At 29.8% G+C, this 3,084-nt stretch carries 4 protein-coding genes and 1 other RNA gene; 3 read left to right on the top strand and 2 right to left on the bottom strand.

Annotated features, from left to right (window positions below; genetic code table 11):
* The 3 genes from ACFCYN_RS25260 to ssrS all read left to right on the top strand — a co-directional run.
* The coding region (locus tag ACFCYN_RS25260) for a hypothetical protein (protein ID WP_375952907.1) at positions 1–616 on the top strand (616 nt) is incomplete at its 5' end.
* 21 nt (positions 617–637) lie between these two features.
* Positions 638–1,474 carry a sulfurtransferase gene (locus ACFCYN_RS25255; RefSeq protein WP_375952904.1) on the top strand — a complete coding sequence of 279 codons (837 nt, stop codon included), beginning with the start codon at positions 638–640 and terminating at the stop codon, positions 1,472–1,474.
* 46 nt (positions 1,475–1,520) lie between these two features.
* A non-coding RNA gene (gene ssrS / locus ACFCYN_RS25250) (6S RNA) lies at positions 1,521–1,702 on the top strand.
* A gap of 6 nt (positions 1,703–1,708) precedes the next feature.
* Here ssrS and ACFCYN_RS25245 read toward each other — a convergent pair.
* Positions 1,709–2,644 carry a DMT family transporter gene (locus ACFCYN_RS25245; RefSeq protein ID WP_172444209.1) on the bottom strand — a complete coding sequence of 312 codons (936 nt, stop codon included), beginning with the start codon at positions 2,642–2,644 and terminating at the stop codon, positions 1,709–1,711.
* A gap of 15 nt (positions 2,645–2,659) precedes the next feature.
* Complete coding sequence (locus ACFCYN_RS25240; RefSeq protein WP_172444210.1) at positions 2,660–3,040, bottom strand: reverse transcriptase-like protein; 381 nt, start codon at positions 3,038–3,040, stop codon at positions 2,660–2,662.
* Positions 3,041–3,084: the final 44 nt, after the last annotated feature.

Below are 3,084 nucleotides of genomic sequence, written 5' to 3'. Positions count from 1 at the left end.
AAGAATGAGAGATTTATTTCCTTATTTCTTTAACCCGAGTATTTTCAATAGTACAACAAAAAATATTAAACAATTATTTGTTACGAAAATTCGAGAATTTATATATGAAGTTCTAGAAGAGATATTAAAGGAATTAAGGGTAACAGGCTTTAGGTTAGAGAAGTTTTTAATTAATGAAATTCTATTGTCACAGGAACGAGTAATTGATGAAATACATTCAATTCAAACTGAATTTATCGTTCAAAAAAGTGATGTGAACGAGATTTCGCCTGTTTCGATAAAAAATCCGGATCAATTTATTAATGTTGATCAATTTGAAAATTTAAAATCGCATTTTAAAAATCCAAAAAGCTTTTTTGTTGATAATTTGAAAGAAAATATGATTGATGATTGTATAAATGAACTGAGAACGCCATTAAAAGAGTATTTATCAAATATGAATAGTTTATTTGCTGAACATTATCACATTCAATATGTTGACTCATTAAATTCGGTATTACAAAACTGCAGTACTCAAATCGAAAATGATGTTCAACAAACAATTAAAGCTACTGAAAATTTAAATGAAGTAGTAGTAGATGATCAAGTATTAAACTTATTTAAAAAACTAATTTAATATGAAGGTGGACAATAAAAATTGAAAAATATAATTGATGTAAACATTGCAAATAAACTACGTTTAAATAAAAATGTTGTTTTCTTAGATTGTCGTTTTCAATTGTCAGATCCTGAGTACGGTTATAATGCATATCAGAAAGGTCATATACCGCTTTCTCGTTATGTTGATTTAAATAAAGATCTATCGAGTTCAGTACAAAAACATGGAGGCAGACATCCGTTTCCAGATTTAAATGATTTTGGTCATTTATTAGGGGAGCTTGGCATAGATGAGGATTCAATTGTTATTTGTTATGACGATGGAACACTAGATAATGCTGCTAGATGTTGGTTTTTATGTAACTTAGTTGGTCATAATTTTACTTTTGTATTAAACGGTGGATATAAAAAATGGGTAGAAAATGATTTTGAAGTAACAACCGAAACTGTGGAAGTTTTCCCTAAAAAATTCGACGTTAACAATCAAAAAGACATGATTAGTTCGATGCAGGAAGTTAAACGAAATAGCAAGAATGAAGAATTTAATTTAATTGATTCTAGAGAATCTATTCGATACAATGGAGAATTCGAACCAATTGACAGAGTAGCAGGTCATATACCTGGAGCAAAAAATTCTTTTTGGAAAGATGTTTTAAATGAATCAGGAGAATTTAGAACAAAGGAAGAATTACTAAATCTCTTTAAACCATTCAAAGCTCATAATGAAACAGTGGTCTATTGTGGCTCGGGCGTAACTGGTTGTGTTAATTATTTAGGATTAATTGAAGCAGGGTATTCAAATGTCAAGCTTTATCCTGGAAGTTTTAGTGACTGGATATCATACGATGAAAATTTTGTAGAAAAGAAAAATTTATAAGTTGCAAAATAGTTATAGTTGGTATAGAATGAGAATACAAATTAACAAAAACCTGCTGTGTGCGTTGTCAGTTTATGTCTTAAACCAATGATTTAATACAGGAAGACCGATATTTAAGTAACAACATCGTGCCTATTTATAGGAGGATGAAAGTTACTTGTGAGGACATCCACCTTGGAGTTCGGTTTACTTAGGCATAAAAGGAATAACGGCATTGGCGGGAAAAAAAACCATTCACATCTTGTGAATGGTTTTTTCTTCTTTATATATTTGTTTTTTATTTTTCTTCTTTCTGATTTGAGTAACAATCGTAGAAATTAAAATTAAGCTACAACCGATTAATCCGATTTTCTGAAGTCTTTCTCCACCGTAATAATAACCAGTAATCGCTGCAAAAACAGGTTCAGTTGCAAGTATAATCCCAACTTCCGTTGCACTTATTGTGCGTTGAGCAAACATTTGAATAATGTAAGCTGTAGCGGTACAAAAAATTGCCGTAAACAAGATCGAAAGTATAAAATATTTATTTGTCCATAATTCTTGATTGTATATAACTTGCCAGTCTTCGAAAATTAAAGCACACGTCCAAGAGGCTAAGCCTACAAAAGTAATTTGTACAGTTGCAAGTTGCAATGAACTATAACTTGGAGAATATTTAGTTGAATAGATTATGTGTAACGCAAATGCAATCGCACTAAAAAAGGAAATAATATCTCCAGAATTAAATTTAGAATTTGTAGAAAGTGTTAATAAAAATAATCCGATAATTGCAATAATAGCACATAAATTTTCTCGCAAAGTAGGTTTTTTCTTATACTTAAAAAATAATAATAAAGGAACAATTGCTACACTGATCCCAATAATAAAACCCGATTTTGATATTGATGTATAATGTAATCCAAAAGTTTGGAATACAAAACCTAGAAATAAAAATAAACCTATTATGATTCCAGGAGTTATAAAACCAGCTTTACCACGAAATCTTATTTTATTTTTTCGATTTAAAAAAGTTTGAACGGTAAATAATACGATTGCTGCAACAATAAAGCGTAATGCATTGAAGGTAAAAGGTTGGACAAAATTAAGTGTTTCCTTGACAATGAATAGCGAAGAACCCCAGATGAAGGACACAATGAGTAGAGAAGAAAAAGCAAATAATTTATTTTTCATATCGTCCAGTCCTTTTTATTTAATGGCTTTTCGAGCAAGTTCATCTGCAACCTTATTGGCGCTTGAGGGTATCCATTTAATAAAGAAAAGATCAAGTTGATTTATTAAATTTAGTGATTTCTCTATTAAAGGAATAAACAAATCATTTTTAGAATATTTCTTATCAATACTTTCTTCAACGATTTTTGAATCTGTTCGGAAAGAAACAATAGAATAATTATTTTTAACACAATAATCTAGTGCAATTAATAATGCGTGAAACTCGGCTTCATGATTAGACATAGGATCTAATGGAATACTTAAAAAAACAGGTTCTTTAATTCCTTTTATGAAAATACCTGCACCAGATGGACCAGGATTTCCTTTGGAAGCTCCGTCAGTATATACTTCAATCATAGTAAACCTCCAACACTTATATATGTTCATTTTAGTATATATTC

The organism is Gottfriedia sp. NPDC056225 (genome assembly GCF_042267765.1).
Classification (GTDB): Bacteria; Bacillota; Bacilli; order Bacillales; family Bacillaceae_G; genus Gottfriedia.
Note: the sequence above shows the minus strand (reverse complement) of the source record. Positions and strands in the feature narration are given on the sequence as shown.

Bases quoted from the DNA above. Each gene is read 5' to 3' on its own strand.
- ACFCYN_RS25245 (WP_172444209.1), bottom strand. From the start codon at position 2,644: ATGAAAAATAAATTATTTGCTTTTTCTTCTCTACTCATTGTGTCCTTC.
- ACFCYN_RS25240 (WP_172444210.1), bottom strand. From the start codon at position 3,040: ATGATTGAAGTATATACTGACGGAGCTTCCAAAGGAAATCCTGGTCCA.